Source organism: Streptomyces sp. MspMP-M5 (assembly GCF_000373585.1).
Classification (GTDB): Bacteria; Actinomycetota; Actinomycetes; order Streptomycetales; family Streptomycetaceae; genus Streptomyces.
In genome coordinates this window covers 220,304-246,843 of the sequence record NZ_KB891854.1, presented here as the reverse complement: position 1 = coordinate 246,843, position 26,540 = coordinate 220,304, and the positions used below count along the sequence as shown (strand labels likewise).

The following is a 26,540-nucleotide window of genomic DNA, read 5'->3' as shown; positions in this document are numbered from 1 at the left end:
CCGTCTCGCCCTAGCGCAGGAACGGGTCCACCGCGACCGCGACGAAGAGCAGCGACACGTAGGTGATGGACCAGTGGAAGAGCCGCATCTCCTTGAGCTTGGCGCCGGTGACGCCGGCCTTGGCGCGGGCCTGGAGGGCGTGCGCCTCCCACAGCCAGAAGGCGCCGCAGGCGAGCGCGACGCCGGTGTAGAACCAGCCGGTGTAGCCCAGCGGCTGGAGCAGCAGCGAGACCGCCACCATCACCCAGCTGTAGACGACGATCTGCCGGGCGACGACCTTGTTGCCCGCCACCGCCGGCAGCATCGGCACGCCGACCCGCTTGTAGTCGTCGGTCACCTTCATCGACAGCGGCCAGTAATGCGGCGGCGTCCAGAAGAAGATGACGAGGAAGAGGATGAACGAGGCCCACGAGACCGTGCCGGTCACCGAGGACCAGCCGATGAAGACGGGCATACAGCCCGCGATGCCGCCCCAGACGATGTTCTGGCTCGTCCGCCGCTTGAGGATCATCGTGTAGACGACGACGTAGAAGAGCAGCGCCCCGAGGGACAGCATCGCCGACAGCGGGTTGACGAGGAACCAGAACCACGCGGTGGAGCCGACCGCGAGGGCGGTGGCGAAGACCAGGCACTCGCGCGGCGAGACCACGCCCGTCACCAGCGGACGCTGGGAGGTGCGGTCCATCATCGCGTCGATGTCGCGGTCGAGGTACATGTTGTACGCGGCGGCGCCGCCGGCGGAGAGGTAGCCGCCGACGCAGGTGGCCAGTACCAGCCACAGGTCCGGCACCCCGCCGGCCGCCAGGAACATCACCGGCACCGTCGTCATCAGCAGCAGTTCGATGACCCGCGGCTTGGTCAGCGCGATGAACCCCTTGAGCCGGGCCCCGAACGGCCGGTTACCGGGACTCCCGGGGACCTGAGAGAGCCCCCCCGCAGGACGGGTTTCGACGGCCGTCACGCACACCCCTGGAAGTAACGTCTGCGGCCGCAGCCGCGGAGATGAGGCCAGCAAGCTCCGCCGGCGGTGAACACCCGGTAAAGGCTTGCGCTTACCACGCCACTTTAGACGTTGGCCATACGGCGGCTCTCGCGGGGGTGGGGTCGTGTTGGGCGCCCGGCCGCGGGGCGGTCACGGCGGCTCCCGGGACGGGCCCGGCGACGGAATGTCCCGAGCTTTCCCGGCTCGTCCGCCGGGCGTTCGGGAGGCGCGGGCGCCCCCGGCCCGGCAGTCTGGACCTAGATGAGCGAGTCCGAAGCCCCTGCGCGCGGCCCGCGCCGGGAATGTACCGAGTGCCGTTTTGGTTGCCCGAAGCGACAGATGTTCCCGCGAGCGCGACACCACCAGCCGAGTGAGCGCCAGGACCGCCGACTGAGCACCGACTGAGCGTCTGAATCGCCGACTGAGCGTCGAAAAGGCGGGCGCATTCGCGGGGGTAGGCTCGACACCGCCTGGGCGGATCTGCCGTCCGCGTTCGACATGTGGAGAGGAGCCCTGACTCAGGGTGAGCACCAAGCCGACCACCACAGATTTCGAGTGGACCGAACTGGACCAGCGGGCGGTGGACACCGTCCGCGTCCTGGCCATGGATTCCGTGCAGAAGGTCGGTAACGGCCATCCGGGTACGGCCATGAGCCTGGCGCCCGCCGCCTACGTTCTCTTCCAGAAGCTGATGCGGCACGACCCCGCCGACGCGGACTGGACCGGCCGGGACCGGTTCGTCCTCTCCGCGGGCCACTCCAGCCTGACCCTCTACATCCAGCTCTTCCTGGCCGGTTACGGCCTGGAGCTGGCGGACCTGGAGGGCTTCCGCACCTGGGGCTCGAAGACCCCGGGCCACCCGGAGTACGGCCACACCACCGGCGTGGAGACCACCACCGGCCCGCTGGGCCAGGGCGTCGCCAACGCGGTCGGCATGGCGATGGCGTCCCGCTACGAGCGCGGCCTGTTCGACCCCGACGCGGCGCAGGGCACCTCCCCCTTCGACCACATGGTGTATGTCGTCGCCGGTGACGGCTGCCTCCAGGAGGGCATCGCCGCCGAGGCGTCCTCCATGGCCGGCCACCAGAAGCTCGGCAACCTCGTCATGCTGTGGGACGACAACCACATCTCCATCGAGGGCGACACCCAGACCGCCGTCTCCGAGGACACCCTCAAGCGCTACGAGGCGTACGGCTGGCACGTGCAGCGCGTCGAGCAGCTGCCCAACGGCGACCTGGACCCGGCCGGTCTGGCCAGGGCCCTGGAGGCCGCCAAGGCGGAGACCGAGCGCCCGTCGTTCATCGCGGCCCGCTCGATCATCGCCTGGCCGGCCCCCAACGCCCAGAACACCGAGGCCGCGCACGGCTCCGCGCTGGGCGACGAGGAAGTGGCCGCCACCAAGCGGGTGCTGGGCTTCGACCCGGAGAAGTCGTTCGACGTCGCCGACGAGGTGCTGGCGCACACCCGCCGCGCCCTGGACCGCGGCCGCGAGGCCCGCGCCGAGTGGGAGAAGGCGTTCGCCGCCTGGCGCACCGCCAACCCCGAGCGCGCCGCCGAGTTCGACCGGATCGCCGCGGGCAAGCTGCCCGAGGGCTGGGAGGACCACCTCCCGTCCTTCGAGACCGGCAAGGCGGTGGCCACCCGTGCCGCCTCCGGCAAGGTCCTCCAGGCGCTGGGCGCGGTCGTCCCCGAGCTGTGGGGCGGCTCCGCCGACCTCGCCGGCTCGAACAACACCACCATCGACAAGACCTCGTCGTTCCTGCCGGAGGGCAACCCGCTGCCGGGCGCCGACCCGTACGGCCGCACCGTCCACTTCGGCATCCGCGAGCACTCCATGGCCGCGGAGATGAACGGCATCGCGCTGCACGGCAACACCCGCATCTACGGCGGCACCTTCCTGGTGTTCTCCGACTACATGCGCAACGCCGTCCGGCTGTCGGCCCTGATGCACCTGCCGGTGACGTACGTGTGGACGCACGACTCCATCGGCCTGGGCGAGGACGGCCCGACCCACCAGCCGGTCGAGCACCTGGCCTCGCTGCGCGCCATCCCGGGCCTGAACGTCGTCCGCCCGGCCGACGCCAACGAGACCGCGCTGGCCTGGCGCGAGATCATGCGCCGCTGGACGAAGGAGTTCCGTGTGGGCGCCCCGCACGGTCTGACGCTGACCCGTCAGGGCGTGCCGACGTACGAGGCCGACGAGAACACCGCCAAGGGCGGCTACGTCCGCTTCGAGGCCGAAGCGGTCGACGGTCAGGCCGTCGAGCCGCAGGCCGTGCTGATCGCCACCGGTTCCGAGCTGCAGCTGGCCGTGGCGGCGCGCGAGCAGCTGCAGGCCGAGGGCGTCCCGACCCGCGTGGTGTCGATGCCGTCGGTGGAATGGTTCGAGGAGCAGGACCAGGCGTACAAGGACAGCGTGCTGCCGCCGTCCGTGAAGGCGCGGGTGGCGGTGGAGGCGGGCATCGGCCTGACCTGGTACCGCTACGTCGGCGACGCCGGCCGGATCGTGTCGCTGGAGCACTTCGGCGCCTCGGCCGACGGCAAGCTCCTCTTCCGCGAGTTCGGCTTCACCCCGGAAGCGGTGGCCGCCGCCGCCCGCGAATCGCTGGCCGACGCCGCGCGCTGACGCCCGTAAACGACAAGTAGGAGATGCTTAAACCCATGACAGACGCACTCAAGCGCCTCTCCGACGAAGGCGTGGCGATCTGGCTGGACGACCTGTCGCGCAAGCGCATCACGTCCGGCAATCTGGCCGAGCTGATCGACCAGCAGCACGTCGTCGGCGTCACCACCAACCCCTCGATCTTCCAGAAGGCGATCTCCTCGGGCGACGGCTACCAGCAGCAGGTCGCCGACCTCGCCGCCCGCAAGGTCACCGTCGAGGAAGCCCTCCGCATGATCACCACGGCGGACGTCCGGGACGCGGCCGATGTGCTGCGCCCGGTCTTCGACGCCACCGGTGGCCAGGACGGCCGGGTCTCCATCGAGGTGGACCCGCGGCTGGCGCACAACACCGCGGCGACCGTCGCCGAGGCCAAGCAGCTGGCGTGGCTGGTGGACCGGCCGAACACGCTGATCAAGATCCCGGCCACCAAGGCGGGCCTGCCGGCCATCACCGAGGTGATCGGCCTGGGCATCAGCGTCAACGTCACGCTGATCTTCTCGCTGGAGCGCTACCGCGAGGTGATGGACGCCTACCTCGCCGGTCTGGAGAAGGCCAAGGCCGCGGGCCTGGACCTGTCCCTGATCCGCTCGGTGGCCTCGTTCTTCGTGTCCCGGGTGGACACCGAGATCGACAAGCGCCTGGAGAAGCTCGGCACGGACGGGGCCAAGGCCCTCAAGGGCAAGGCCGCCCTGGCCAACGCCCGGCTCGCGTACCAGGCGTACGAGGAGGTCTTCTCCTCCGACCGCTGGGCCGCCCTCGACAAGGCGGGCGCCCACAAGCAGCGTCCGCTGTGGGCCTCCACCGGCGTGAAGGACCCCGCGTACAAGGACACCCTCTACGTGGACGAGCTGGTCGCGCCGGGCACCGTCAACACCATGCCGGAGGCCACCCTGGAGGCCACCGCCGACCACGGCGAGATCACCGGCGACACGGTGCGCGGCACCTACGCCGGCGCCAAGGCCGACCTCGACGCGATCGCCGCGCTCGGGATCTCGTACGACGACGTCGTGCAGCTCCTGGAGGACGAGGGCGTGGAGAAGTTCGAGGCCGCCTGGAACGACCTGCTCAAGTCGACCGAGGCGGAGCTGGCGCGCCTCGCTCCCTCGGAGGGCTGATCCCTTGACCGCTGATCATGGAGCGAATCCGCTCCGTGACGCCGCGGACCGACGGCTCCCGCGTATCGCGGGGCCGTCGGGCCTGGTCATTTTCGGCGTCACGGGCGATTTGTCACGGAAGAAGCTGATGCCCGCGGTCTACGACCTCGCGAACCGGGGTCTGCTGCCACCGGGCTTCTCGCTGATCGGCTTCGCCCGTCGCGAGTGGCAGAACGAGGACTTCGCGCAGGAGGTGTACGAGGCCGTCAAGCAGCACGCCCGGACACCCTTCCGCGAGGAGGTCTGGCAGCAGCTGGTCCAGGGCTGCCGCTTCGTCCACGGCGACTTCGACGACGACGAGGCGTTCGAGACCCTCAAGGACACCATCGAGGAGCTCGACAAGGCCCAGGGCACCGGCGGCAACTACGCCTTCTACCTCTCGGTGCCGCCGAAGTTCTTCCCCAAGGTCGTCCAGCAGCTCAAGAAGCACGGACTGGCCGACCAGAAGGAGGGCTCCTGGCGCCGCGCGGTCATCGAGAAGCCGTTCGGCCACGACCTGAAGAGCGCCCAGGAGCTCAACCAGATCGTCCACGAGGTCTTCCCGCCCAACGAGGTCTTCCGGATCGACCACTACCTGGGCAAGGAGACGGTCCAGAACATCCTGGCGCTGCGGTTCGCCAACACCATGTTCGAGCCGCTGTGGAACCGCTCCTACGTCGACCACGTGCAGATCACGATGGCCGAGGACATCGGCATCGGCGGCCGGGCCGGCTACTACGACGGCATCGGCGCGGCCCGCGACGTCATCCAGAACCACCTCCTCCAGCTGCTCGCACTGACCGCCATGGAGGAGCCCGCCTCCTTCGACGCGGACGCGCTGGTGGCGGAGAAGACCAAGGTGCTGGGCGCCGTCCGGCTGCCCAAGGACCTGGGCGGGGAGACCGTCCGGGGGCAGTACGCGGAGGGCTGGCAGGGCGGCGAGAAGGTCGTCGGCTACCTCCAGGAAGACGGCATCGACCCCAAGTCGAAGACCGACACCTACGCGGCGATCAAGCTCGGGATCGACAACCGCCGCTGGGCGGGCGTCCCGTTCTACCTGCGGACGGGCAAGCGCCTGGGCCGCCGGGTGACCGAGATCGCGGTGGTCTTCCAGCGCGCCCCGCACTCCCCCTTCGACCACACCGCCACCGAGGAGCTGGGGCAGAACGCCCTGGTCATCCGCGTCCAGCCGGACGAGGGCGTGACCGTGCGGTTCGGTTCCAAGGTCCCGGGCACCTCCATGGAGGTGCGCGACGTGTCGATGGACTTCGCGTACGGCGAGTCCTTCACGGAGTCCAGCCCCGAGGCGTACGAGCGGCTGATCCTCGATGTGCTGCTCGGCGACGCCAACCTCTTCCCGCGGCTGGAGGAGGTCGAGCTGTCCTGGAAGATCCTCGACCCGATCGAGGAGTTCTGGGACAAGCACGGCAAGCCCGCGCAGTACCCGGCGGGCACCTGGGGCCCCGTCGAGGCGGACGAAATGCTCGCACGAGACGGACGGAGCTGGCGTCGGCCATGAAGATCGATCTGACGGAAACCACGGCCAGCGAGATCAACAAGGCACTGGTCCAGGGCCGCCGCGCGATCGGCACCCCGGCCATCGGCATGGTGCTCACCCTCGTCATCGTCACCGACGAGGAGAACGCCTACGACGCGCTGCGGGCCGCCAACGACGCCTCGCGCGAGCACCCCTCGCGCACGCTCGTCGTCATCAAGCGGGTCAGCCGGACCCCGCGCGACCGCGCCAAGGCCCGGCTGGACGCCGAGGTGCGGGTGGGCACGGAGGCCGGCACCGGCGAGACGGTGGTGCTGCGGCTGTACGGCGAGGCGATCGACCACGCCCAGTCCGTGGTGCTGCCGCTGCTGCTGCCGGACGCCCCGGTCGTGGTCTGGTGGGCCGTCAACGCCCCGCTGGACCCGGCCAAGGACCCGCTCGGCGCGCTGGCCCAGCGCCGGGTCACCGACGCCTACGCCGCCGAGGAGCCCATCGCCGAGCTGACCGGTCGCGCCGACACCTACACCCCCGGCGACACCGACCTGTCCTGGACGCGGATCACGCCGTGGCGCTCGATGCTGGCGGCGGCGCTCGACCAGTCGCCGTGCCGGGTCACCTCGGCCGTGGTCGAGGGCGAGGAGTTCAACCCCAGCTGCGAGCTGCTCGGCATGTGGCTCGCCGGCCGGCTGGACGTCCCGGTCACCCGCGCCGTCTCGGGCGGCCCCGGGCTCACCGAGGTCCGGCTGGAGACCACCGCCGGCACCATCGTGCTGGGCCGCCCGGACGCCTCGCTGGCCACGCTCACCATGCCCGGCCAGCCGGACCGGGCGGTGGCGCTCAAGCGCCGGGAGACCTCCGAGCTGCTCGCCGAGGAGCTGCGCCGGCTCGACCCGGACGACATCTACGCCGCCGCGCTGAAGTACGGCGTGGAACGGCTCCAGGTGCCGGGCGCCGGGACGCCCGCCGCGGAGGCCCGGACCGCCCCGGCGGACGGCGGCCCGGCGGCGGACGCCGGGGAGGCGGGGGACCCCTCCGCCAAGAAGGCGGCGAAGAAGGCGCCGGCCAAGAAGGCGGCCGCCAAGTGAGCACCCCGCAGGTCGTCGTCCACCGCGACAAGGAGCTGATGGCCAGGGCCGCCGCGGCCCGGCTGATCACCAGGATCGTCGATGCCCAGGCGGCCCGGGGCTCGGCCTCCGTCGTGCTGACCGGCGGGCGCAACGGCAACGGGCTGCTCGCGGCCCTGGCCGAGGCGCCCGCCCGGGACGCGGTCGACTGGTCCCGGCTGGACCTCTGGTGGGGTGACGAAAGGTTCCTTCCGGACGGCGACCCCGAGCGCAACCACACCCAGGCCCGCGCGGCGCTGCTGGACAGCGTCCCGCTGGACCCGGCGCGGGTGCACCCGATGGCGCCTTCGGACGGCCCGTACGGCCATGACGCGGACGCCGCCGCCGAGGCGTACGCCGCCGAACTCGCCGCCGCCACGGGCCCGGAGCACTACCAGTCGGCGGCCGACGCCGCGGGTGCCACGGTGCCGGCCTTCGACGTCCTGCTGCTGGGCGTCGGCCCGGACACCCACGTCGCCTCGCTGTTCCCCGAACTCCCCGCCGTCCGCGAGCAGGAGCGGACGGTGGTCGGGGTGCACGGCGCGCCCAAGCCGCCGCCCACCCGGATCTCGCTGACCCTGCCCGCGATCCGCGCGGCACGGGAGGTCTGGCTGCTCGCGGCCGGCGAGGACAAGGCCAACGCCGCGGCCATCGCGCTCTCCGGCGCGGGCGAGGTGCAGGCCCCGGCGGCCGGCGCCCGCGGCCGCAGCCGGACGCTGTGGCTGCTGGACGAGGCGGCCGCCGCCCAGCTGCCGCGCGACCTGTACCCCCCGGCCTCCTCCTGAGGAGAACGGCGCACCGGGTCACCGGAAGCGCCGCGCCGACGCCGACGGCCCCACCCCCGCGCGGGAGTGGGGCCGTCGGCGTTCATGGCTCAACGCCCCCGCAGCTCGCGGTACTTGGCGACCAGGCCGGCCGTGGACTCGTCCAGGCCCGGCACCGCCGCGCCCTCGGTGAGCGCCGGCTCGACGCGCTTGGCCAGGACCTTGCCCAGCTCGACGCCCCACTGGTCGAAGGAGTTGATGTTCCACACCGCGCCCTGGACGAACACCTTGTGCTCGTAGAGCGCGATCAACTGGCCCAGCACGGACGGGCTGAGCTCCGACGCCAGGATCGTGGTGGTGGGGTGGTTGCCCTGGAAGGTGCGGTGCGGCACCAGCTCCTCCGCGACGCCCTCGGCGCGCACCTCGTCCGAGGTCTTGCCGAACGCCAGCGCCTGGCCCTGCGCGAAGAGGTTGGCCATCAGCAGGTCGTGCTGGGCGACCAGGTGCGGCTGGAGGTCCTCGACCGGCCGGGCGAAGCCGAGCAGATCGGCCGGGATCATCTTGGTGCCCTGGTGGAGCAGCTGGTAGTAGGCGTGCTGGCCGTTGGTGCCGGGGGTGCCCCAGACCACCGGGCCGGTCTGCCAGCCGACCGGCCGGCCCTGGCGGTCCACGGACTTGCCGTTGGACTCCATGTCCAACTGCTGGAGGTAGGCGGTGAACTTGGAGAGGTAGTGGCTGTAGGGCAGTACGGCGTGCGACTGGGCGTCCCAGAAGTTGCCGTACCAGATGCCCAGCAGGCCCAGCAGCAGCGGGGCGTTCTCCTCCGGCGGGGCGGTGCGGAAGTGCTCGTCGACGAGGTGGAAGCCGGCCAGCATCTCGCGGAACCGCTCCGGGCCGATCGCGATCATCAGCGACAGACCGATGGCGGAGTCGTAGGAGTAGCGGCCGCCGACCCAGTCCCAGAACTCGAACATGTTGTCGGTGTCGATGCCGAACGCGGCGACCTTCTCGGCGTTGGTCGACAGCGCCACGAAGTGCTTGGCGACCGCTCCCCCGCTCTCGGCCCCCAGGCCGGCCAGCAGCCAGTCGCGGGCGGAGGTGGCGTTGGTGATCGTCTCGATGGTGGTGAAGGTCTTCGAGGCGATGATGAACAGCGTCTCGGCCGGGTCCAGATCGCGGACCGCCTCGTGCAGGTCGGCGCCGTCCACGTTGGAGACGAAGCGGAACTGCATGTCCCGGTGGGTGAAGGCGCGCAGCGCCTCGTACGCCATCGCGGGGCCCAGATCCGAGCCGCCGATACCGATGTTGACGACCGTTTTGATCCGCCGGCCGGTTTGGCCCTTCCAGTCGCCGGAGCGGACCCGGTCGGCGAAGGTGCCCATCCTCGTCAGGACGTGCTGCACGGCGGGGACGACGTTCTGCCCGTCGCTGGTGACGACCGACGAACCGGGGGCACGCAGCGCGGTGTGCAGCACGGAGCGGTCCTCGGTGAGGTTGATCTTCTGGCCGCGGAACATCGCCTCCCGCAGCTCGGCCACGCCGGTCGCCGCGGCGAGTTCGCGGAGCAGCCGCAGCGTCTCGTCGGTGACCAGGTGCTTGGAGTAGTCCAGGTGCAGATCGCCGACCTGGAGGGTGAAGCGCCCGGCGCGGCCGGGGTCCTTGGCGAACAGCTCGCGCAGGTGCACCTCCCCCATCTGCTCACGGTGCTTGCTCAACGCCGTCCACTCGGGCGTCTGGTCGAGCCTGCCGCGGCCTTCTGCGTTCATTCGGACATCAGCCTTCTTCATCTCGTTAGCGGCCCCGCCGCCCTCCAACCTAAGGGATCAGAGCGCGGTATGAGGTATCTGTCCGCTGTCGGACGAGGTGCTGTCGCCGCCCCGAACAAGCGGTATCAGCACCACCGCACCCGCCCCCAGCAGCGCGGCGGCCATCAGCGCCGGGGAGTTGGGCCCCCAGGCCACCGCCGCGGCCCCGCCCAGCAGCGCGCCCAGCGGTGTGCCGGCGATCGAGACCGTGCGGAAGGCGGAACTGATCCGGCCCAGCATCGCCCCGGGGGCGCGCTGCTGCACCAGCGTGGTCTCCAGGACGTTCCACACCGTGCCGGCGCAGCCGAACAGGGCCAGCGCCAGGGCCGCGGGCCACAGTGCCCGCACCGTGCCGAACACCACCAGCGCCGCGGTCTGCACCGCGCCGGCCAGCAGCAGGGTGCGGATGCGGCCGCCGGCCGCGGCGACGAACTGGCCGGTCAGCAGCCCGCCGAGCACCGTGCCGGCGCCGTACCCCGTCGTCACCGCGACATAGCCGAAGTCCCCGGCGCCCAGCCAGTCCTTGACGACCACGACCAGCTCCGCGATCAGCGCGCCCACGCCGACGTTGGCCAGCGCCACCGACAGGCAGAGCCCGCGCAGCTCCCGGTCGCCCCACAACGCCCGTATGCCCTCGGCGATTTCCCGCCACAGGGTGCGCCCGGAGGCGGCCGGCGGCCGGGGCGATGCGCCGGTGCGCAGCGAGGCCACCAGGGCCGCGGCGATCAGGTACGTCGCCGCGTCCACCGCGAAGGGCAGCGCCGTGCCCACCCCGATCAGCAGCGGCGCCACCGGTCCCCCGACGAACCGGCCGACGACCTCCTGGCCGGTCATCAGACGGGCGTTGGCGGAGGTCAGCGACTCCCTGGGCACCACTGCGGGCAGCAGGGCCATGGCGGCGTTGTCGAAGAGCGTCTGGAGGGTGGTGAGCGCGAGAGGGGGCACCTCCCTGCTCGAACGAAGCTGAGAGCTTGGGGGACAGCGCCAGCAGCAGCCCGATGCCGACCGCACCGGCCGCCACGGCCAGCGCGAAGCCCCCCATGAGCAGCCCGCGCAGGACATCGACCGCCCACATCGCGCGCCGCTGGTCCACCCGGTCGGCGAGCGCACCGCCGAGCAGCCCGAAGAGCAGCCACGGCGCGAAGCCGAAGGCGGCGACCAGCGCGATCAGTGGGGGCACCTCCCTGCTCGAGTGAAGCCGAGAGCTTGGGGGAGGATCGGACGTCGACGCGTGGGCGAGCAGCGGCAGGGCGGTACCCCGCAGCGCATCGCCGAAGCGGGACACGGCCGCGGCGCTCCACAGCCGCCCGAACCCGCCGCGCCGGACGCACGCGCCAACCTCCGCCGCGCCGCCCGCTTCCGCCGCCGCCCGCGCCATGGCCCGCCCCCCCGTACCACGCCTCCCCGGGACCCCCGAGCGGGATCCGCCGCTCCTCCCAACCGTAGGGGCGGCCACTGACAACGGGCCTGGGGCAACGTCCCTACCCCGCTCCTCAGATGCGAGCGGCCCCGGGCACGCGAACGGCCCGGCGGAGCGGGCGCGATGTCCTCTCCGGCCGGGCCGGTCGTCGTAAGCGGTGTGCGCGGTGCGCCGCGGAGCCGTCAGATCTCGCCGCGGAGCTTGGCGAGCGCCTCGGCCAGGATCGCCTCACCGTCGGCGTCGCTGCGGCGCTCCCGGACGTAGGCGAGGTGCGTCTTGTACGGCTCGGTGCGCGGCGGGTCCGGCGGGCTGTCCCGGTCCTTGCCGGCCGGGAAACCACAGCGGGGGCAGTCCCAGGTGTCCGGCACCTGGGCATCGCCGGCGAAGCTGGGCTGCGTCTCGTGCCCGTTGGAGCACCAGAAGGAGATGCGGATGCGCGGCGCGGACTCGCCGCGCTCGGCCTCCCCCATCGGCCCCGCCCCGACCCGACTTCCTCGGATCGCGTTGCCACTTGCCACGGTCGTAACTCCCTGCGTAATGGTGCCGCGTGCCTCTCACAGCAACTGCGCTGCGGGCGCCCCAGTGTACGTAAGGCCCAACGCGCGTCCAGTGACACGAGTTACCGTCCCAGGACGCTGCCTTCATGATAGGCCGCGCCCCCGACGGCATGTCAGCTGCCGAACTTGACCAGGATGCCGAGCACCACGATGCAGGCGAACCACAACAGACCGATCACGATGGTGATCCGGTCGAGGTTGCGCTCGGCGACCGACGAGCCGCCGACCGAGGACTGCATGCCGCCACCGAACATGTCGGACAGGCCGCCGCCCTTCCCCTTGTGCATGAGCACCAACATCATCAGCAGCACGCTGAAGACGATGAGGGCGATCGAGAACCCGATGACCACGGCTGGACCAACTCTCTGAGGACTGTCGGACGGAACGTGCCGGCCGGGCGCTGCCGGACGGTGCGGGGCCGGGCGCGGTGCGCACGACACCGGACCCGGCCCCGACAGGGTACGACGGGCCGGGCCCGTCGTCATAGCTGCTACTGATCGCGGAAGCGGACGATCTTCACGAATTCGTCCGCGTCCAGGGAGGCGCCGCCGACCAGGGCGCCGTCCACGTCCGGCTGCGCCATGATCGCCGCGACGTTGCCGGACTTGACCGAGCCGCCGTACTGGATACGGACCTTGTCGGCCAGCTCCTGGCTGTAGAGCTCGGCGAGGCGGCCGCGGATGGCCGCGCAGACCTCCTGCGCGTCCTCGGGCGTGGCGACCTCGCCGGTGCCGATGGCCCACACCGGCTCGTAGGCGATCACGATCGTCTCGGCCTGCGCGGCCGGGACGTCCTTCAGGCCGCCGTCGAGCTGGGCGAGGGTATGCGCGACGTGGTTGCCGGCCTTGCGGACGTCGAGGCCCTCGCCGACGCAGAGGATCGGGGTCACGCCGTGCTTGAAGGCGGCCTTCACCTTGGCGTTGCAGACCTCCTCGTCCTCGCCGTGGTACTGGCGGCGCTCGCTGTGGCCGACGGCCACGTAGGCGCACTTGAACTTGGCCAGCATGGCGCCGGAGATCTCGCCGGTGTAGGCGCCGGAGTCGTGCGCCGACAGGTCCTGGGCGCCGTACTTGATCTTGAGCTTGTCGCCGTCGACGAGGGTCTGCACCGACCGCAGGTCGGTGAAGGGCGGCAGGACCGCGACCTCCACCTGGTCGAAGTCCTTGTCGTTGAGGGCGAAGGCGAGCTTCTGGACGTGGGCGATGGCCTCGAGGTGGTTGAGGTTCATCTTCCAGTTGCCCGCCATCAGCGGGGTGCGGTCACTCACGGTTGTTCAGTCCTCCAGAGCGGCGAGGCCGGGGAGCGTCTTGCCTTCGAGGTATTCGAGGCTTGCGCCGCCACCGGTCGAAATGTGGCCGAAAGCATTCTCGTCGAAGCCGAGCAGGCGCACGGCGGCGGCCGAGTCGCCACCGCCGACGACGGTGAAGGCGGGCGAGTCCAGCAGCCCCTGCGCGACGGCCTTGGTGCCGTTCGCGTAGTCGGGGTGCTCGAAGACGCCCATCGGGCCGTTCCAGAAGACGGTGCCCGCGTCGGCGAGCTTGGCGGCGTACAGCTCGCGGGTCTTCGGGCCGATGTCCAGGCCCTCCTTGTCGGCCGGGATGGCGTCCGAGGCGACGACGTCGTAGGTGGCCGGGGTCTTGCCCTTGAGGTCCGGGAACTCGGCGGAGACCAGCACGTCCACGGGGAGTACGAACTCCACGCCGCGCTTCTCGGCGCGCGCCAGGTATTCCAGGCAGGCCGGGACCTGGTCCTCCTGGAGCAGCGAGATGCCGACCTCGTGGCCCTTGGCCTTGAGGAAGGTGTAGGCCATGCCGCCGCCGACGAGGATGCGGTCGGCCTTCTCGATCAGCTGGTCGATGACGGCCAGCTTGTCGGAGACCTTGGCGCCGCCGAGCACCACCACGTAGGGGCGCTTGACGTCCTCGGTGAGCTTCTTCAGGACGCCGACCTCGGTGGCGATCAGGTCGCCGGCGGCGTGCGGCAGCCGCTTGGGCAGGTCGTAGACGGAGGCGTGCTTGCGGTGCACGGCGCCGAAGCCGTCGCCCACGTAGAGGTCGGCGAGCTCGGCGAGCCGGTCGGCGAAGGCGCCGCGCTCGGCGTCGTCCTTGCTGGTCTCGCCCGCGTTGAAGCGGAGGTTCTCCAGGACGGCCACCTGTCCGTCGGCCAGGCCCGCGACCACGGACGCGGCCGACTCGCCGACCGTGTCGGTGGCGAACGCCACGTCCTGGCCGAGGATCTCGCCGAGCCGCGCGGCCGCCGGGGCCAGCGAGAAGGCCGGGTCCGGTGCGCCCTTGGGGCGGCCGAGGTGGGAAGCGACGATCACCTTGGCGCCGAGCCCGGCGAGCTTGGCGATCGTCGGGGCGACGGCGCGGATCCGGCCGTCGTCGGTGATGGTGGTGCCGTCCAAGGGAACGTTGAGATCGGCGCGGACGAAGACCCGCTTGCCAGCGACGCCTTCCGTGGCGAGGTCGTCGATCGTCTTCATGTGAAGTGACTCCGTTGTAGTCCGTCATGGGACGGGGCCCGCAGCACGCGTTTCCGCGCCCTGCGAGCCCCGTCCTCACATTCCGGTGCCTTGGGTGACGTCAGGCGGTGATCAGAGCTGGCCGCCGACGAAGGTGGTGAGGTCCACCAGGCGGTTGGAGTAGCCCCACTCGTTGTCGTACCAGCCGACGATCTTGACCTGCTTGCCCTGCGCCATCGTAAGCGAGGAGTCGAACGTGCAGGAGGCCGGCCAGTTCACGATGTCCGAGGAGACGATCGGGTCCTCGGTGTACTCCAGGATGCCCTTGAGCTGACCCTCGGCGGCCTTCTGGAAGGCGGCGTTGATCTCGTCCTTGCTGACCTCGCGGTCCAGCTCGACGACGAGGTCGGTGACCGAGCCGGTGGGGACCGGGACGCGCATGGCGATGCCGTCCAGCTTGCCCTTGAGCTGCGGGAGGACCAGGGCGGTGGCCTTGGCGGCGCCCGTCGAGGTCGGGATGATGTTCTCCGCGGCGGCCCGGGCACGGCGCAGGTCGCTGTGCGGGAAGTCCAGGATGCGCTGGTCGTTGGTGTACGCGTGGACCGTCGTCATCAGGCCCTTGACGATGCCGAAGCTCTCGTCGAGCACCTTCGCCATCGGCGCCACACAGTTGGTGGTGCAGGAGGCGTTGGAGATGACGTGGTGGTTGGCCGCGTCGTACTTGTCCTGGTTGACGCCCATCACGACGGTGATGTCCTCGCCCTTGGCGGGCGCGGAGATGATGACCTTCTTGGCGCCGGCGGCGAGGTGCTTGGCGGCGTCCTCGCGCTTGGTGAAGATGCCGGTCGACTCGATGACGATGTCGGCACCCAGCTCACCCCAGGGGAGCTGCGCCGGGTCGCGCTCGGCCATCGTCTTGAAGGTCTGGTTGCCGACCGTGATGGTGTCGTCGGTGTGGCTGACGTCCTGCTTGAGGCGACCCAGGATGGTGTCGTACTTCAGCAGGTGGACCAGGGTGGCGTTGTCGGTCAGGTCGTTGACACCGACGATCTCGATGTCCGCACCCTGCTCCAGGAGCGCGCGGAAGTAGTTGCGACCAATGCGGCCGAATCCGTTGATGCCTACGCGGATCGTCACGAACCGATCTCCTCGTTGGTACGCCGGTTTTGGATACCGGCGAGCTGTATGGGCTGTCCCCGACCGACTCCGACCCTACCCCCTCAACGAGACGTACGTGACATTGACATCGGCGCCGAAAGATGCTCAGGTGAGCGGCTTCGAGCCCCTCTGACGCACGGCCCGCTCCGGCCCCTCCGGCGGCCCGCACGCAGGCGCCCCCGGTGCCCGATGACGGGCGCCGGGGGCGCGGGGGAAGAAGGCGGCCGCGTCAGCTGACCATGCCGTCCGCGAGCTCCTCGGTGAGGTTGGACTCCGTGCCCGGGATGCCGAGGTCCTGGGCGCGCTTGTCGGCCATCGCCAGCAGGCGGCGGATGCGCCCGGCGACCGCGTCCTTGGTCAGCGGCGGATCGGCCAGCGCGCCCAGCTCTTCCAAGGACGCCTGCTTGTGCTCCATGCGCAGCCGGCCGGCCGCGGCGAGGTGCTCAGGGACCTCCTCGCCGAGGATCTCCAGGGCGCGCTGGACCCGGGCGCCGGCGGCGACCGCGGCCCGCGCGGAGCGGCGGAGGTTGGCGTCGTCGAAGTTGGCGAGGCGGTTGGCGGTGGCCCGGACCTCGCGGCGCATCCGCCGCTCCTCCCAGGCCAGCACCGACTCGTGGGCGCCGAGCCGCGTCAGCAGCGCGCCGATGGCGTCACCGTCACGGACGACCACGCGGTCGACGCTGCGCACCTCGCGGGCCTTGGCGCCGATGCCGAGGCGGCGGGCCGCGCCGACCAGGGCGAGGGCGGCCTCGGGGCCGGGGCAGGTGACCTCCAGGGAGGACGAGCGGCCGGGCTCGGTGAGCGAGCCGTGGGCCAGAAAGGCGCCGCGCCAGGCGGCCTCGGCGTCGCAGGTCGCGCCGGAGACCACCTGTGGTGGCAGTCCGCGGATGGGTCGGCCGCGGCCGTCGACCAGGCCGGTCTGCCGGGCGAGCTGGTCGCCGCCGGCCACCACGCGGACGACGTAGCGGCTACCGCGCCGGAGCCCGCCGGGGGCCATCACCACCAGGTCGGAGGAGTGCCCGAAGATCTCCAGGATGTCCTTGCGGAGCCGGCGGGCGGCGATGCCCGTGTCCAGCTCCGCCTCGATCACGATGCGGCCGCTGACCAGGTGCAGGCCACCCGCGAACCGCAGGATCGACGAGACCTCCGACTTCCGGCAGCAGGTCCGGGTGACGGGGAGCCGGGAGATCTCATCCTTCACCGCAGCCGTCATCGCCATGGGCCGATCCTTCCATGCATCCGAAAAATACGGTCGTACGCGGCTGCCAGCAGTTCCGGATCGTGCCGGTCGGGGGCTCCCCCGGCACCGGGCCGGGCGTCGTCTCCGCGTCGGGCGACCGCGGCGAGTTCGACCTCGCTGCCCACCAGCTGCTTGGCGGCAACCGTCAGACCATCGATGTCGGGCACCGCGGCCTCGTCGGCCAGCACCACGTCGAAGGCGAGTTTAGGGGCGTGTCGGGCCAAAACCTCCAAATGACGCTGCGGGGAGAAGCCCTCGGTTTCGCCCGGCTGGGGCGCGAGGTTGAGTGAGAGGACCTTCCGGGCCTGGGTCTCCTCCAGGGCCTCGCGCAGCTCGGGCACGAGCAGATGCGGGATGACCGAGGAGAACCACGAACCGGGGCCGAGCACCACCCAGTCGGCGTCACGGACCGCGGCGACCGCCTCGGGGACGGCCGGCGGGTCCTCAGGGACGACGTGGACGGACAGCACCTCGCCGCGGGTGAGGGCGACCGTGGCCTGGCCGCGAACCGTGCCGATCGCGTCCGGGCGCTCGGCGTCCAACCCCCTGACCTGGGCCTGGAGCTCCAGTGGCACCGCCGACATGGGCAGCACCCGGCCGTGCGCGCCCAGCAGCTTGCCGACCAGGTCGAGGGCCTGGACGTGGTCGCCGAGCTGCTCCCACAGCGCGACGATCAGCAGATTGCCCACCGCGTGGTCGTGCAGCTCGCCCTCGCTCTGGAAGCGGTGCTGGATGACCCGGGCCCAGGTCTGGCCCCAGTCGTCGTCGCCGCACAGCGCGGCCAGCGCCTTGCGCAGGTCGCCGGGGGGCAGCACGCCCAGCTCGTCGCGGAGCCGGCCGCTGGAGCCGCCGTCGTCGGCGACGGTGACCACGGCGGTCAGATCGCGGGTGATGCGGCGCAGCGCGGCGAGCGAGGCGGACAGCCCCATGCCGCCGCCGAGCGCCACCACCTTGGGGGTGGCGCCCTTCGTCGCGCGGCCGCTGGGGACGAAGCGGCGGACCCGGCGGAGCCGCGGTGTACGGGAGGTCACTCGCGCCCCATGTCCCGGTGCACCACGACCGTTTCGACACCGTCGGAGGTCAGCCGGCGGGCCAGCTTCTCGGACATCGCGACGCTGCGGTGCTTGCCGCCGGTGCAGCCGACCGCGATCGTCACATAGCGCTTGCCCTCGCGGCGGTAGCCGGCCGCGACCAGGCGCAGCAGGTCGGTGTAGCCGTCCAGGAACTCCTTGGTGCCGGGCTGCTTGAAGACGTAGTCGGAGACCTCGTCGTTCAGGCCCGTGAAGGGGCGGAGTTCGGGGACCCAGTGCGGGTTGGGGATGAAGCGGCAGTCGACGACCATGTCGGCGTCGACCGGGAGGCCGTACTTGAAGCCGAACGACATGACCGTGGCGCGCAGCTCCGGGGCCTCCTCGCCGGCGAACTGGGCGTCGAGCTTGGCGCGGAGTTCGTGGACGTTGAGGCTGGAGGTGTCGATGACCAGATCGGCGTCGCCGCGCAGTTCGCGCAGCAGGTCGCGCTCGGCGGCGATGCCGTCGACGATCCGGCCGTCGCCCTGGAGCGGGTGCGGGCGGCGGACGGACTCGAAGCGGCGCACCAGGGCCTCGTCGGAGGACTCCAGGAAGACGATGCGGCGCTTGACGTTCTGTGCGTCGAGGGTGGCCAGGGACTCCTTGAGGTTGGCGAAGAAGCGGCGGCCGCGGACGTCGACGACCACGGCGATCTTGGCGACGTTGCCCTGGGAGCGGGCGCCGAGCTCGACCATCGGCGGGATCAGCTCGGGCGGGATGTTGTCGACGACGAACCAGCCGAGGTCCTCCAGGCACTTCGCCGCCGTGCTGCGGCCGGCGCCGGACATGCCGGAGATGATCACCAGCTCGGGGATCGCGGCGCTCTCGCCCTGGTCGGCTTCGCGCATCGTGCCCGTACTCACCTGTGCACCGTCTCTCTCGGTTTCCTGCGTCTCGTGCGGTGTGCTCATCGGTCCTGCCCCCGTTCTGCTGACGACGCGGCCGGTGGGGCCTCGTCATCCTCAATGATCTCTCCTGTTGCGGTGTTCACCGCGGGGGCGGACGGGGCCGCGGCGGCCAGCGCGGCGGCAACCGTCTCGGCGGTCTTCCGGCCGACGCCCGGGACCTGGCAGATCTCCTCGACCGTGGCCGCCCGCAGCTTCTTCAGCGAGCCGAAGTGCTTCAGCAGGGCCTGGCGGCGGGTCTCGCCGAGCCCGGCGACGGCGTCCAGCGGGGAGGACTTCAGCCGCTTGCCGCGCTTGCTGCGCTGGTAGGTGATCGCGAAGCGGTGCGCCTCGTCGCGGACCCGCTGGAGGAGGTAGAGCCCCTCACTGCTGCGCGGCAGCACCACCGGGTCGTCCTCGCCGGGCAGCCAGACCTCCTCCAGGCGCTTGGCCAGGCCGCAGACCGCGACGTCGTCGATGCCCAGCTCGTCCATGGCGCGGCGGGCGGCCGCGACCTGGGGGGCGCCGCCGTCGACGACCACGAGCTGGGGAGGGTAGGCGAAGCGCTTGGGGCGGCCGTCCTCGTCGGTGAGGCCGGCGGCCGGGCCGGCCTCGGCGGGCGGCTCGGCCCCTTCGCCCGCTTCTCCCGCCGTATCCTCCGCGGGCTCCTCCGTCCACTCCCCCGACTTCTGCTTCTCCTGGAGGTAGCGCTTGAAGCGGCGGCCGACGACCTCGTGCATGGCGCGGACGTCGTCCTGGCCGGCGAAGCCCTTGATCTGGAAGCGGCGGTATTCGCTCTTCCGGGCCAGCCCGTCCTCGAACACCACCATGGAGGCGACCACGTCCTCGCCCTGGAGGTGCGAGATGTCGAAGCACTCGATGCGCAGCGGGACCGAGTCCAGGTCGAGGGCCTGGGCGATCTCCTCCAGGGCGCGGGAGCGGGTGGTCAGGTCGGAGGCGCGCCTGGTCTTGTGCAGGGCGAGTGCCTGCTGGGCGTTGCGCGCGACGGTGGCCATCAGGTCCTTCTTGTCGCCGCGCTGCGGGATGCGCAGCGAGACCTGGGAGCCGCGGCGCTGGGTGAGCCACTGGGCGACCGGTTCGAGCGGGTCGGGCAGCGCCGGGACCAGCACCTCCCGGGGGACCGCGTCGCCCTGCTCCTCGCCGTAGAGCTGCTGGAGGGCGTGCTCGACGAGATCGCCGGTGGTGACCGCCTCGACCTTGTCGGTGACCCAGCCGCGCTGGCCGCGCACCCGGCCGCCGCGGACGTGGAAGATCTGGACGGCGGCCTCGAGTTCGTCCTCGGCGAGGGCGATCAGGTCGGCGTCGGTGGCGTCCGCGAGCACCACCGCGCTCTTCTCCATGGCCCGCCTGAGCGCGCCTATGTCGTCCCGGAGGCGGGCGGCGCGCTCGTACTCCATCTCCTCGGCCGCCTCCTGCATCCCGCGCTCCAGGCGGCGGATGTGGGCACCGGTGCGGCCGGCCATGAAGTCGCAGAACTCCTCGGCGAGTTCGCGGTGGTCCTCGGGGGAGATCCGGCCGACGCAGGGGGCCGAGCACTTGCCGATGTAGCCGAGCAGACAGGGGCGGCCGATCTGGGCGGAGCGCTTGAAGACGCCGGCGGAGCACGTCCGCACGGGGAAGACCCGCAGCAGCAGGTCGACGGTCTCGCGGATGGCCCAGGCGTGGGCGTACGGGCCGAAGTAGCGCACGCCCTTCTTCTTGGCGCCGCGCATCACCTGGACGCGGGGGAACTCCTCGCCGAGGGTCACCGCGAGGTACGGATAGCTCTTGTCGTCGCGGTACTTGACGTTGAACCGCGGGTCGAACTCCTTGATCCAGCTGTATTCGAGCTGGAGCGCCTCGACCTCGGTGGAGACCACGGTCCACTCCACCGAGGCGGCGGTGGTCACCATCGTGCGGGTGCGCGGGTGCAGCCCGGCCAGGTCCTGGAAGTAGTTGGCCAGGCGCTGCCGCAGGCTCTTGGCCTTGCCTACGTAGATGACCCGGCCGTGCTCGTCGCGGAATTTATAGACCCCCGGCGAGTCGGGGATCTGTCCCGGCTTGGGTCGGTAGCTACTGGGGTCTGCCATGCCCACCACCCTACTGACCGCCACCGACAATCCGGCCCGAGGCGGCGGAGCCCGCCCCTGCGGCACCCCGGCGTGGGGGCGGAGGGACGGGCTCCGGTGGAGCGGGCGGCGCGCGGTCAGCGGGGGCGGCGCCGGCGCGCGGCCGCGGCGGCCGACAGGCCCAGGGCGAGCACGGCGGCGGCGCCCGCGACGGTGGAGGCGGCGGTCACCGGGAAGGTGTCGCCGGCCGCCGTCTCCGCGGCCGCCACGGGAGCCTCGTCCGCGGCGAGCGGGTGCGGCGCGCGGCCGGTGTCGGGGCCGGCCGGCGCACCGCCGGGGCCGAAGCCGCCGGCCTCGCCGCGCTTGTCGTACGCGGAGCCCGGGAGCTTGTCGCCGTAGGCGGCGGCGACCCGCTTCCGGTAGGCGGCGACGGTGGTGCCGTGCGCGCCGACGGCCTTGCGGGCGGCGGCGTCCAGGGGCTCGATGCGGTCGCCGCGCTGGACGTACCAGGCGTCGATCTGCGGCTCGTGGAAGACCGTGCCGCCGCCCTGTCCGGCGCCGGCCGCGGCGTAGCGGGTCTCGTCGTCGCCGCTGGCGATGTTGACGACCTTCCAGGAGGCGCCCCGGCGGGCGGTCCACACGGACGCGGTGCGGCCGTCGGCGGCGACGGCCCGGGTCGCCATGAACTCCAGCCGGGCCACGGGGGCGTCGGCCCGGCCACGGACGAAGTCGGGTGAGAGGACGTAGACGGGGACGGTGGCGCCCTCGACACGCGGGGCGGTCCGGGCCGGTGCGGTCAGCCCGGCGCGGGCCCCGTCCTTGCCCGGGGCGGCGGCGAAGAAGCGGGCCAGGGTGTCCAGGGTCGCCGGGGCGGTGGCCGCGTCGTGGGCGGCGGCGAGGCCGGCGGGCGGCGGGGCGAGCGGGACCGGCGCGGCGGCCAGGGCGGCGTGCGGGGCGAGGCCCAGGAGAGCGGCGGCGAGGGTGCCCGTGGCGGCGGCGCGGGCGACGATGCGCTTCGGCATGGCCTCAGGCTCCTATCCGGTAGAGGGAGTGGGTCCAGGAGAAGGAGTCGCCGTTCACGTAGTAGTCGAAGTCGCCCCAGTTGTAGCGGTTGTTGGAGGCCCAGGGGTCGCCCCAGTACACCCAGTTGCGGGAGGTGTCGAAGCCGTAGAGGACGTGCATGTGGCCGCCGCCGGACGCCCACTCGATGCGGGTCTCGATGGGGCGGTTGGCGTTGATCTCGTTCTGGACGGTGGTGTAGCGGAGCCAACCGGTCACATACGAGCCAGGATTGATGCCCATCCAGTCGAATGCGTTCTGCACATTGCCCAGCGTGGCCTGGTTGTTGGGGCAGGTGGTGCCCTGCTGGCGGTTGAACGCGGCGTTGCAGAACTGGTTCTGGCTGTAGTTCCGGCCGAACCAGGTCGCGATGGTGTTACCGGAACCGGCCCAGCACCAGTTGGTCTTCTGCTGGGCCTGCATGGTGATGTCGAGGCGGTTGACGGCCTGCGGGGCGGCGGTGGCGGCGGTGGTGGGGAGTCCGGTCAGGGCCACGGCGGCGAGCATGGCTGCCGACAGCCATCTGCGGCGCCCGCGCCGGGCGGACGGAGAGTGGGACATGGCGTTCCTCCCGTGTGGGGTGAGGGGGAGAGAGGAGCGCATCCGGATGCTGTCGAGGAGCATCGGGTGTTGTCGCAGGCAGGTCAACACGCTTCAATGCGAGGTGACATGGGGGTGTGGACGAGCGGGACCGGATGTGAACGTCCGGTGCCCGGCGTCCTGCAGTGAACGAGCAGGGAGCGCGTGCGCCGTGCGTTCTGGTTGTGAACATTCACCGCGCGCGCCGGAGGATTGAGGCAATGGCACAGAACACTCCCGACACCGCACAGAGCCTTCCCGTTTCGGCCGAGCTGGCGCAGCTGCTGCGCACCGGCCCGTTCCATCTCGCCCTGCGCAGCGCGCTCACCGCCCGCGGGCTGGCGCTCACCCGCGTCCAGCACAAGCTCGCCCAGCGCGGCATCACCATCGGGGTCACCAGCCTGAGCTACTGGCAGCAGGGCGCCCGGCGCCCGCAGCGCCCCGAGTCGCTGCGCGCGGTCCGCGCCCTGGAGGACGTCCTCGGCCTGCCCGACCGGTCGCTGCACCGGCTCCTGGTGCCCGAGGGCGGCCCCCGCCCGGAGGTCGAACGGCCGCCGGGCCGCTCGTACCGCTCGCTGGTGGCCCCGGCCGACTGCCTCCAGCAGCTCTTCGCCGAGCTGGAGACCCCCGCGGACGGCGGGGTGCACACCGTCGGCCACCACGAACGGGTACGGATCGGGGCCCGGCGCGAGCTGAGTGAACGGGAGTCGCTGCAGGTGGTGCGCGCCCACCGGGACGGCGTGGACCGCTACATCGCCATCCACCGGGGCGACGCGGGCTGCGACCCGTCGCGGGTGCGGGTGCGGGCGGGCGAGAACTGCCGGCTGGGGCGGGTGCGCGGGGACGGGGCCAACGGCGTGATCGTCGCCGAGCTGCTCTTCGACACCCGGCTGCGGGCCGGCGACACCCATGTCTTCGGCTACGCCTTCGAGGACGGCAGCGGCGGCACCAGCTCCGAGTACGTACGCGGCTTCAGCTTCGCCGGCGGCCAGTACGTCCTCCAGGTGCGGTTCGACGAGGCGGCGCTGCCGGTGCGCTGCCGCCGCTTCGCCCAGGCGTCGGCCACCGGGCCGCGCACCGGCCGGCAGGAGCTGACGCTGAGCGGCCGGCACCACGCGGTGCACGTGGTCGAGCAGGGAGTGCGGCCGGGAATCCTGGGGATCGCCTGGGACTGGGGGTGAACGGGGCGGCGGGCCGCCCGCTCAGCCCGCGATCAGCTTGCCGCCCTCGACCTTGACCGGGACCTCCTCCAGGGGAGTGCTCGCCGGGCCCTGGGCGACCTTGCCGGTGGCCGCCTCGAAGTGGCTGCCGTGCAACGGGCAGACGGCCTGCCCCTTCTCGATCTTGTTCAGCGTCCCGCCCATGTGCGTGCACACGGCGCTGAAGCACTTGAACTCGCCCTTGGCGGGCTGCGAGACCAGCAACCGCTGCGCGGCGTAGAGCTTGGCGCCGCCGACCGGCACGTCCGCGGCCGGGCCCAGCTCGACCGGCGCGTCCGAGGACGGCCGCTTGCCGGCTCCCTGCCCGCCCGCGGCGCAGGCGGCGGCGCCGAAACAGGCGATGCCGGCGAGTGCGGCCCCCCGCAGCATGGTCCGGCGGTCCGGGGACACGCTCATGGGGTACCTCCTGGTCAGTGGGCGTCGGCCCCAGACGATACCGGGGCGGCCGGCCCGGCCGGACGGCGGTCCGCCCGGCCCCGCAGCAGCTCCGCCTCGATCTCCTCCAGGCTGCGGCCCTTGGTCTCGGGCAGCAGCCGCTGGACGAAGAGACCCCGGAGCCCGGTGCGGTGACCACGAGAGCGCGCATCGGCGCCTCCGCACGACGTCGTGCGGATTCGATGGCGGGGACACCACAGAAGAACCACCAGCGCGTAAGCGCTTGCGCAAGCGTTTACGTTTGGCCCGGCGCCCACGTACTGTGATGGACTGCGGCGGACCGACAGGAAAGACCGTCGGCCGGGCGCCGGACACGGTGCGCCGGGACGGGGGGAAAGAGCCGGATGACGACGATGGTGGATGTGGCACGGCGCGCGGGCGTCTCCGTCGCCACGGTGTCGCATGTGGTGAACGGCACCCGGCCGGTCCGCCCGGACACCCGGGCCGCGGTGCTGGCCGCCATCGAGGAGCTCGGCTACACCCACAACACCCTCGCCCGCTCGTTGGTCACCTCCCGCACCCGCTCCATCGGCCTGGCCGTCTCGGCGATCAGCAACCCGTACTTCACGGAGATCCTCCAGGGCGTCGAGGCCGGCGCCCTGGAGGCCGGCTACAGCCTGCTGATCGCCGACCCGCACGACGATCCCCGGCACGAGCGCAAGGTCGTCCAGCTGCTGCACGAGCGGCGGGTGGACGGCATGATCGTCGCGCCGTCCGCCGAACCGGCCGAGATGGTCGACTACGTGACGAAGCGCCAGATCCCCACGGTGTTCCTCGACCGGCTGGTGGACGACGGCTTCGACCAGGTCTGCGCGGAGAGCGCCGGCCCGGTCCGCCGGCTCGTCGAGCACCTGGCCGGCGCGGGGCACACCCGGATCGGGCTGATCGCGGGCCTGCCCGGACTCAGCACCACCACCGAGCGGGTCGAGGGCTATCGCGCGGGGCTGCGCGCCCGCGGACTGCCGTTCGCGCCCGAGCTGCTGGCCGGCGGCAACTCCGAGGCGGAGGGCGCCCAGGACGCCACCCGCCATCTGCTCGCCGCGCCGGCGCCCCCCACCGCGATCATCACCGCCAACAACGCGATGACCATCGGCGCGCTCCAGGCGCTGCGCGCCCTGGGCCTGGAGGTGCCCCGGGACATCGCGCTGGCCTGCTTCGACGACTTCGCCTGGGCCGACCTCTTCACCCCGCGGCTGACCGCGATCGCCCGGCCCAGCCGGGAACTGGGCGCCGCGGCGGTCCGGTTGCTGCTGGAGCGGCTGGACGCCCCGGACCGGCCGCCGCGCACCGTCCGGCTGCCCTGCACCTTCGTGCACCGCACCTCGTGCGGCTGCCCCGAGACCGCCTCGGACAGGCCCTCGGACGCGCCCTGACGGCCATGCCCGGCCGGACCCGGCCGGTGGAGGAAAGGACCCGTATCCCGTGATCGTCGTCGCCGGCGAGGCGCTGATCGACCTCGTCCCCAGTCAACCGCCGTCCCCGGACGGCTCGTTGCCGGCGCTGCTGCCGCGGCGCGGCGGCGGGCCGTACAACACCGCGGTGGCGCTGGGGCGGCTGGGCTCGCCCGTCGCGTTCTGCTCCCGGGTCTCGACCGACGCCTTCGGCGCGTCGCTGCTGCGCGGGCTGCGCGACGGCGGGGTGGACACCTCGCTGGTGCAGCGCGGTCCGGAGCCGACCACTCTGGCGGTGGCGGACATCGGTGCGGACGGCTCGGCGGGCTACGGCTTCTATGTGGAGGGCACCGCCGACCGGCTCTTCACCCTGCCGCCGGCGCTGCCCGAGGCGGTGCGGGCGCTCTCGCTGGGCACCTGCTCGCTGGTGCTGGAGCCGGGTGCCGGGGCGTACGAGGCGCTGTTGCGGCGGGAGGCGCGGCGCGGGGTGTTCACCGCGCTCGACCCCAACATCCGCCCGGGGCTGATCGCCGATCCGGACGCCTACCGGGCGCGTTTCCGGTCATGGTTGCCGGACCTGGCGCTGGTGAAGCTGTCGGAGGAGGACGCGCTGTGGCTGGCCGGGGCGGCCCCAGAACCGGTCGGAGCCGGGCGGGCGGCGGTGCTCGCGGCGGCCCGGGAGTGGCTGGCCGCCGGCCCCGCGGCGGTCGTCCTCACCCACGGCGGCGACGGGCTGACGGTGCTGACGCGGGGCGGCGGCGAGCTGGCGGTGCCCGGGGAGCGGGTCACCGTCGTCGACACCATCGGCGCCGGCGACACCGTCAACGCGGCGCTGCTGCACCGGCTCGACGCCCATGGCGCGCTGTCGGACGCGGCGGTCGGCGGGCTCACCGACGGCGACTGGGAGGACATCCTCCGCTTCGCCGCCCGGGCGGCCGCCGTCACCTGCTCCCGGGCGGGCGCGGAGCCGCCGTTCGCCGCGGAACTGGCCGCCTGAGCCGCCGGCGTCCCCAGTGCACGACAGCGGGGGCGGAGCCTCTCCCCGAG

General features: G+C 72.2%; 22 protein-coding genes and 1 pseudogene. 8 read left to right on the top strand and 15 right to left on the bottom strand.

The genetic code is table 11. The features are described from left to right. Positions 1-10 precede the first annotated feature (10 nt). Positions 11-967: a heme o synthase gene (locus tag B073_RS0104220; protein ID WP_078507890.1), complete on the bottom strand. Its 957-nt coding sequence runs from the start codon at positions 965-967 to the stop codon at positions 11-13. A 538-nt stretch (positions 968-1,505) separates the two neighbouring features. Between B073_RS0104220 and tkt the strand changes: the two genes are divergently transcribed. The 5 genes from tkt to pgl are packed head-to-tail and all read left to right on the top strand — an operon-like array spanning position 1,506 to position 8,163. Then, positions 1,506-3,608 (top strand): transketolase, encoded by a 2,103-nt coding sequence (gene tkt, locus B073_RS0104215; RefSeq protein WP_018536841.1) that lies wholly within the window; start codon positions 1,506-1,508, stop codon positions 3,606-3,608. Between the two features lie 35 nt (positions 3,609-3,643). Next, the gene (tal, locus tag B073_RS0104210; protein ID WP_018536840.1) at positions 3,644-4,762 is read left to right on the top strand and encodes a transaldolase; all 1,119 of its coding nucleotides are present in this window, start codon (positions 3,644-3,646) and stop codon (positions 4,760-4,762) included. A gap of 4 nt (positions 4,763-4,766) precedes the next feature. After that, positions 4,767-6,299 carry a glucose-6-phosphate dehydrogenase gene (zwf, locus tag B073_RS0104205; RefSeq protein ID WP_018536839.1) on the top strand — a complete coding sequence of 511 codons (1,533 nt, stop codon included), beginning with the start codon at positions 4,767-4,769 and terminating at the stop codon, positions 6,297-6,299. Beyond that, a complete protein-coding gene (opcA, locus tag B073_RS0104200) occupies positions 6,296-7,360 on the top strand; it encodes a glucose-6-phosphate dehydrogenase assembly protein OpcA (protein WP_018536838.1) in 1,065 nt (354 codons plus the stop codon). Before zwf ends, opcA begins: the two co-directional genes overlap by 4 nt. Further along, entirely contained in the window at positions 7,357-8,163 is an 807-nt protein-coding gene (gene pgl / locus B073_RS0104195; protein WP_018536837.1) for a 6-phosphogluconolactonase, read from the top strand. The genes opcA and pgl overlap by 4 nt, the downstream gene beginning before the upstream one ends. Positions 8,164-8,252: 89 nt before the next feature. Here pgl and pgi read toward each other — a convergent pair whose 3' ends face one another. The 13 genes and pseudogenes from pgi to B073_RS0104130 form a co-directional block, all read right to left on the bottom strand. Next, positions 8,253-9,908 carry a glucose-6-phosphate isomerase gene (gene pgi / locus B073_RS0104190; protein ID WP_018536836.1) on the bottom strand — a complete coding sequence of 552 codons (1,656 nt, stop codon included), beginning with the start codon at positions 9,906-9,908 and terminating at the stop codon, positions 8,253-8,255. A gap of 57 nt (positions 9,909-9,965) precedes the next feature. Then, positions 9,966-11,325: pseudogene (locus tag B073_RS39065) on the bottom strand (MFS transporter). A gap of 224 nt (positions 11,326-11,549) precedes the next feature. Beyond that, positions 11,550-11,885 carry an RNA polymerase-binding protein RbpA gene (locus tag B073_RS0104180; protein WP_016578660.1) on the bottom strand — a complete coding sequence of 112 codons (336 nt, stop codon included), beginning with the start codon at positions 11,883-11,885 and terminating at the stop codon, positions 11,550-11,552. A gap of 152 nt (positions 11,886-12,037) precedes the next feature. Further along, the gene (gene secG, locus B073_RS0104175; RefSeq protein ID WP_018536833.1) at positions 12,038-12,274 is read right to left on the bottom strand and encodes a preprotein translocase subunit SecG; all 237 of its coding nucleotides are present in this window, start codon (positions 12,272-12,274) and stop codon (positions 12,038-12,040) included. A gap of 140 nt (positions 12,275-12,414) precedes the next feature. Further along, positions 12,415-13,191, bottom strand: coding sequence for a triose-phosphate isomerase (tpiA, locus tag B073_RS0104170; protein ID WP_018536832.1), 777 nt, complete (start codon positions 13,189-13,191; stop codon positions 12,415-12,417). A 6-nt stretch (positions 13,192-13,197) separates the two neighbouring features. Then, positions 13,198-14,409, bottom strand: coding sequence for a phosphoglycerate kinase (locus B073_RS0104165; RefSeq protein WP_018536831.1), 1,212 nt, complete (start codon positions 14,407-14,409; stop codon positions 13,198-13,200). Positions 14,410-14,520: 111 nt separating this feature from the next. Then, positions 14,521-15,525 (bottom strand): type I glyceraldehyde-3-phosphate dehydrogenase, encoded by a 1,005-nt coding sequence (gene gap, locus B073_RS0104160; protein ID WP_018536830.1) that lies wholly within the window; start codon positions 15,523-15,525, stop codon positions 14,521-14,523. Positions 15,526-15,775: 250 nt separating this feature from the next. After that, complete coding sequence (whiA, locus tag B073_RS0104155; protein WP_018536829.1) at positions 15,776-16,765, bottom strand: DNA-binding protein WhiA; 990 nt, start codon at positions 16,763-16,765, stop codon at positions 15,776-15,778. Continuing rightward, entirely contained in the window at positions 16,756-17,817 is a 1,062-nt protein-coding gene (locus B073_RS0104150; protein ID WP_018536828.1) for a gluconeogenesis factor YvcK family protein, read from the bottom strand. The genes whiA and B073_RS0104150 overlap by 10 nt, the downstream gene beginning before the upstream one ends. After that, entirely contained in the window at positions 17,814-18,767 is a 954-nt protein-coding gene (rapZ, locus tag B073_RS0104145; protein ID WP_199788104.1) for an RNase adapter RapZ, read from the bottom strand. Before rapZ ends, B073_RS0104150 begins: the two co-directional genes overlap by 4 nt. Continuing rightward, positions 18,764-20,830: an excinuclease ABC subunit UvrC gene (gene uvrC / locus B073_RS0104140; protein ID WP_018536826.1), complete on the bottom strand. Its 2,067-nt coding sequence runs from the start codon at positions 20,828-20,830 to the stop codon at positions 18,764-18,766. Before uvrC ends, rapZ begins: the two co-directional genes overlap by 4 nt. Positions 20,831-20,946: 116 nt before the next feature. Beyond that, positions 20,947-21,831 carry a hypothetical protein gene (locus B073_RS0104135; protein WP_018536825.1) on the bottom strand — a complete coding sequence of 295 codons (885 nt, stop codon included), beginning with the start codon at positions 21,829-21,831 and terminating at the stop codon, positions 20,947-20,949. 4 nt (positions 21,832-21,835) lie between these two features. Beyond that, positions 21,836-22,429 carry a papain-like cysteine protease family protein gene (locus B073_RS0104130; RefSeq protein ID WP_018536824.1) on the bottom strand — a complete coding sequence of 198 codons (594 nt, stop codon included), beginning with the start codon at positions 22,427-22,429 and terminating at the stop codon, positions 21,836-21,838. A gap of 239 nt (positions 22,430-22,668) precedes the next feature. Here B073_RS0104130 and B073_RS0104125 point away from each other — a divergent pair, with 239 nt between their 5' ends. After that, on the top strand, positions 22,669-23,628 hold the full coding sequence (locus tag B073_RS0104125) for a hypothetical protein (RefSeq protein WP_018536823.1): 960 nt from the start codon (positions 22,669-22,671) through the stop codon (positions 23,626-23,628). 21 nt (positions 23,629-23,649) lie between these two features. Here B073_RS0104125 and B073_RS0104120 read toward each other — a convergent pair whose 3' ends face one another. Beyond that, a complete protein-coding gene (locus B073_RS0104120; RefSeq protein WP_018536822.1) occupies positions 23,650-24,063 on the bottom strand; it encodes a Rieske (2Fe-2S) protein in 414 nt (137 codons plus the stop codon). A gap of 383 nt (positions 24,064-24,446) precedes the next feature. On the opposite strand from B073_RS0104120, the gene B073_RS0104115 reads away from it, so the two are divergent. Together B073_RS0104115 and B073_RS0104110 are read left to right on the top strand one after the other, a co-directional pair. Next, positions 24,447-25,475 carry a LacI family DNA-binding transcriptional regulator gene (locus tag B073_RS0104115; protein WP_018536821.1) on the top strand — a complete coding sequence of 343 codons (1,029 nt, stop codon included), beginning with the start codon at positions 24,447-24,449 and terminating at the stop codon, positions 25,473-25,475. Between the two features lie 49 nt (positions 25,476-25,524). Next, positions 25,525-26,490 (top strand): carbohydrate kinase family protein, encoded by a 966-nt coding sequence (locus tag B073_RS0104110; protein ID WP_018536820.1) that lies wholly within the window; start codon positions 25,525-25,527, stop codon positions 26,488-26,490. The last annotated feature ends 50 nt before the right edge of the window (positions 26,491-26,540 follow it).